General features: G+C 62.4%; 5 protein-coding genes. 2 read left to right on the plus strand and 3 right to left on the minus strand.

All coding sequences use genetic code 11. The features are described from left to right. Together EN906_RS22960 and EN906_RS37360 are read right to left on the minus strand one after the other, a co-directional pair. A partial coding sequence (locus EN906_RS22960) for an NAD-dependent epimerase/dehydratase family protein (protein ID WP_127375394.1) occupies positions 1–963 on the minus strand: 963 nt, incomplete at its 3' end. Positions 964–1,237: 274 nt separating this feature from the next. Next, on the minus strand, positions 1,238–1,402 hold the full coding sequence (locus EN906_RS37360) for a hypothetical protein (protein ID WP_164748845.1): 165 nt from the start codon (positions 1,400–1,402) through the stop codon (positions 1,238–1,240). 290 nt (positions 1,403–1,692) lie between these two features. Between EN906_RS37360 and EN906_RS22965 the strand changes: the two genes are divergently transcribed. Beyond that, positions 1,693–2,466 carry an NAD kinase gene (locus EN906_RS22965; RefSeq protein WP_127270270.1) on the plus strand — a complete coding sequence of 258 codons (774 nt, stop codon included), beginning with the start codon at positions 1,693–1,695 and terminating at the stop codon, positions 2,464–2,466. 202 nt (positions 2,467–2,668) lie between these two features. Then, the gene (locus EN906_RS22970) at positions 2,669–4,255 is read left to right on the plus strand and encodes a DEAD/DEAH box helicase (protein WP_164748844.1); all 1,587 of its coding nucleotides are present in this window, start codon (positions 2,669–2,671) and stop codon (positions 4,253–4,255) included. 73 nt (positions 4,256–4,328) lie between these two features. On the opposite strand, the gene EN906_RS22975 is transcribed toward EN906_RS22970, so the two are convergent. Then, positions 4,329–4,908 (minus strand): hypothetical protein (locus tag EN906_RS22975; protein WP_245484315.1); only part of this gene is annotated, 580 nt, incomplete at its 5' end.

Below are 4,908 nucleotides of genomic sequence, written 5' to 3' on the forward strand. Positions count from 1 at the left end.
AGAGGCCGAAATGCTCGCGGCCGCAATTCGCTGGCGGAACCAATCGAAGGTGCGCCCGATGCCTTCCTGATAGCTCGTCCTCGCTTCCCAGCCAGGAAGGACATGCCTCGCCAAAGTCAGGTCCGGACACCGATTTGTCGGATCCTGGGGAGCTGGAGGGTGGTGCTCGATGCGGCTGCCGGGGACAAGCGATCTTACGAATTCCGCGATGCGCAGGACCGAAACCTCGTGGTCGTTGCCAATGTTCAGAGGACCGCGATGCGAGATGCCGTCGCGCCAGAAGTAACGTTCCAGCCCCTCGACGATATCGTCGACATAACCCCAACTGCGCGATTGGGAGCCGTCGCCATAAACCGTCAGAACCCCGGTTGTCAGTGCCTGGATGGCAAAATTCGAGACGGCGCGTCCGTCGTCGATGCGGGTTCGTGGCCCATATGTGTTGAATATCCTGACGACGCGAATGTCGAGCCCGCCGACCCGCTGCTGCTCGAACAGCAATGCCTCTGTGCAGCGCTTGCTTTCATCATAGGAAGCCCTGGGACCGGTGCAGTCCACCGATCCCCTGTAACTCTCGGGTTGCGGTGAAACCAGGGGGTCGCCGTAGACTTCCGAGGTCGAGGCGAAGCAGAAGCGACCGCCGGGCTTGAGCAGCGTCAGGAGATTGAGCGCGCCGCCGATATTGGCCTTGATCGTGCGTACCGGCTCGCGCATGTACCAAAGCGGCGACGCCGGCGACGCGAGATGGATGATCTCATCGAAGCCCTGAAGGGATGAAAAGCTTTCGGCGTCGGCAATCTGCAGATCGAAACGCGGATCGGCGACATGCGCGATGTTGTCTCGCGTCCCGGTCCAAAGATTGTCGACGACGACCAGCTTTTCCAGATCGCTTCGCCGCAACAGACGGTCGACCAGATGCGAGCCCAGGAAACCGCAGCCGCCAGAGATCAACACGCTGCGTGACATGGAAAACCCCCGCTCCAGACACCGGCCAGTCAACGAGCCCAGGGCTTGTTTCCCAACAACAGCGGATGCGAGCTACCCAAAAGCCTTTCCGCCAATCGATGCACCCATCTACACCGCCAAGCGCCGCGAGTGCAAACAGCAAGCCTTCACGAGTGGAACGTGCGGCGGCCGACCGGCCTCTGCTTTTAAGGAGAGAAACTGCCGCGCGATGTCGCGCATCGAAGCGACCGCCGATGCTGCCCGTCATCGCGAGGATGATCAGGACATTTCAGGCCTACAGCGCCCTTTGCGGGCATGGCGCCCCGGCTGCATCACCACAGCGCGACGCCGTGGGCTGCGGCCGGAAGCTCGTCTCTTCGGACTGGCGCACCAGTTCGGCAAAGAGCAGCGCGAAGCTTCCCAGCATCAGGAAGACGATGATCAGGCGTGTTACCGGCAATATGTCGGCCTCGACTGGCTAGCCCCCACGCCACCCATCCACTGCCGGCTAACATGACCGATCCGGCTTTACGAGACTTTAAGGCCCGTCTTAACCATCACATTCGCGTAGCCTTTGACATGATACGCGAACGGCATGCCCGCATCCGCCGACCGGCATGGCCGTATCATCCGGGATGGCGTTGCCATCCGGGATGGTACCTCCCTTTGCAGACGTACCCCGCCCATGCTACCCCGGCGCTGGCGCGGCCCAGCAACCGGCCGCTGCCAATCGGTCGTCATCGGGGAGCCATGAGCAAAGCCGCCAGCCGCATCGCCTTCGTCTCGTCCGACACCGCTGACGCCAAGACGGCGCTGGAAAGCCTGTCGGTGCGCTATGGCCAGTCTTCCGTCGAGGAGGCCGGGATCGTCGTTGCGCTTGGGGGTGACGGGTTCCTGCTGCAGACCCTGCGCGACACGATGGGGACCGGCAAGAAGGTCTACGGCATGAACCGTGGCACCATCGGCTTCCTGATGAACGAGTATCGTTCCGGTGGCCTCACCGAGCGTCTCGAGGCCGCCGTCGCCGAAACGATCCGCCCGCTGGAGATGCTGGCCGTGACCTCGGAAGGCGAAACGATTTCAGCACTGGCGATCAACGAGGTGGCGCTGTGGCGCCAGTCGTACCAGACGGCCAAGATCCGCATCACCGTCGACGAACAGGTCCGGCTTGAGGAACTGAACTGCGACGGCGTCATGATCGCAACCCCGGCCGGGTCCACCGCCTACAATCTTTCGGCGCATGGACCGATCCTGCCGCTCGACGCGCCGCTGCTGGCGCTGACCCCGGTCAGCCCGTTTCGCCCGCGCCGCTGGCGCGGCGCGCTGCTCTCCAACAAGGCGACCGTGCGCTTCGACATCCGCGAGCCGGAAAAGCGGCCGGTAAACGCCGCCGCCGACCATACCGAGGTCAAGGCCGTGACCTCGGTGACGGTGCGAGAATCACCAACGGCGACAGCAACGTTGCTGTTCGATCCCAATCATTCCTGGAACGAGCGTATTCTCGCCGAACAGTTCCGCTATTGAGCCGGCGCTGCGACCGACAGGTCGATTAAGCATCCCGATTAAGGTTACAACTTCACAATCGTGCCATTGCTGCCCGTTTCTGTTGACAAATCGAGGGCTTGCTCCTAATTGCAATACCAATCTTGCAGGCGCGTGGCGCTTGCCGCGACAGACGCCATTAGACGCCGTTGCGCTTCCCCGAACCAGCCAAAGACAACAACACTTGTCCTCAGACACCACGACCGCTCCAGAAGCGTTGACCTTTTCAGACCTCGGCCTGTCGCCGAAGGTCCTTTCCGCAGTCACCGACGCCGGCTACACCGAGCCGACGCCGATCCAGGCGGGCGCCATTCCGCATGCCCTGCTGGGCAAGGACGTGCTGGGCATTGCCCAGACCGGCACCGGCAAGACGGCCTCCTTCGTGTTGCCGATGCTCACAAGGCTGGAAAAGGGCCGCGCCCGCGCTCGCATGCCGCGCACGCTCATTCTGGAGCCGACGCGCGAGCTCGCCGCTCAGGTCGAGGAAAACTTCGTCAAATACGGCAAGAACCACAAGCTCAACATCGCGCTTCTGATCGGCGGCGTGTCGTTCGACGAACAGGACAAGAAGCTGGAGCGTGGCGCCGACGTGCTGATCGCGACGCCCGGCCGTCTGCTCGATCACCGCGAGCGCGGCAAGCTGTTGCTCAACGGCGTCGAGATCCTCGTCATCGATGAAGCGGACCGCATGCTCGACATGGGCTTCATTCCCGACATCGAGCGCATCTGCGAAATGATCCCGTTCACCAGGCAGACGCTGTTCTTTTCGGCGACGATGCCGCCCGAAATCACCAAGCTCACCGAAAAGTTCCTGCACGCGCCGGTCCGCGTCGAGGTTTCGAAGGCAGCATCCGCCGCCACCAACATCATCCAGCGGCTGGTCAAATCAGGCTCCAAGCCATGGGACAAGCGCGAGACGCTGCGCAATTTGATCAAGGCCGAAGACGCAGAACTGAAGAACGCCATCATCTTCTGCAACCGCAAGGTCGAAGTGTCGGAGCTGTTCCGCTCGCTGCTGAAGCATGATTTCGACGCCGGTGCGCTGCATGGCGACATGGACCAGCGCGCGCGCATGCAGATGCTGGCCAATTTCCGCGACGGCAAGCTGCGCTACCTCGTCGCTTCCGACGTTGCCGCGCGCGGCCTCGACATTCCCGATGTCAGCCATGTCTTCAACTATGACGTGCCGATCCACGCCGAGGACTATGTCCACCGTATCGGCCGCACCGGGCGCGCCGGACGCTCCGGAAAATCCTTCACCATCGCGACCAAATCTGACACCAAATACATCGATGCCATCGAACGTCTGATCGGCAACAAGATCGAGTGGCATGACGGCGACTTGTCGACGGTGGTTGCCAGCGAAGGCGAGGACGATGCTCCGCGCCGTGGCAAGGGCGCGCCGCGCCGTGCCGGCCGCAAGGACGACGACCGCGGCAGGGAAAAGAGCGGCGAGCGCAAACCGCGCGAACGCCACGCCAAGCGCAGCGAAGATGCCGCACCGGAAACAGTCCGCGAGGATCAGCCGGTGGCCGAGGCCGCAGCCGCCGACATCGGCGAACGGCGTTCGCGCAAGGAAGCGATCCGTTCGGAAAACACCGAGCGCAAATCATCCGATCGCAATGAACAGCGCGCACCCGAACGCGGCGACACCCGGCCACAGCGTGACAACAGCCGCCCTGCCCGCCAACGCCACCAGGAAGACAATGATTCCACCGTTGGCTTCGGCGACGACATGCCGGCCTTCATGCGGATCGTCGCCAAGGTCTGATCCCGACCGCTTCGAAGGCGAGCCGGCCACTCGGCTGCCTTCTCGGCAAAGCTCTTTCAGCCTGGCTCGCCCGTTACATCGGCCCAGGCATCATCTTGGTCGGTTTTTCCAGCATCGGAAACTCGGCCTTGTTGCATTTCACGTTCGCGTTCGTCGGACTGAACATGCCGTTCGGGTTGTCCCCGAGCCAGGCATGAAGGTCGTAATGGACGAACTCCTTCGGGATGAGAGGGTAGTGCCCCTCCATAGGTCCCATGAAGGTTTGGCCAAACAGCTTGGGCGGCTCCTTGGTGTCCGGCGTCAGCGGCACCAGCCATTCCACTCCGACCAACTTCAGGCCTTCCTTGGTCGGCTCGTAGATCAGCACGTTCGGCCTCATCGGATCAAGCTTCTGGCCGACACTCGGGACATTGACGAAGTGGATGCCCATGGCGCCCTTCGGGTAGTCCATCGCGCCCGGTATCTTTTCTCCGCTGTAGTGGACGCAGCCGACGGTCGACAGATAGAGGTCGCGGACGGCAGCGGTGTAATCCTCATATTTGGCGAGCGACTTCTTCAAGGCTTCGATGTCGGCCTTGTTGGCGTCCTCGGCGCGAGCCGAAGCAACGTTCAGCCACGCGCCTACCAAACCTGTCAAAACGAGGACGCCGCAG

It is taken from the genome of Mesorhizobium sp. M7A.F.Ca.CA.004.06.1.1, from assembly GCF_003999135.1.
GTDB lineage: Bacteria > Pseudomonadota > Alphaproteobacteria > Rhizobiales > Rhizobiaceae > Mesorhizobium.

What these genes read in the sequence shown, in the direction of transcription:
- EN906_RS22965 (WP_127270270.1), top strand. Translation starts at nt 1,693, where the DNA reads ATGAGCAAAGCCGCCAGCCGCATCGCCTTCGTCTCGTCCGACACCGCT.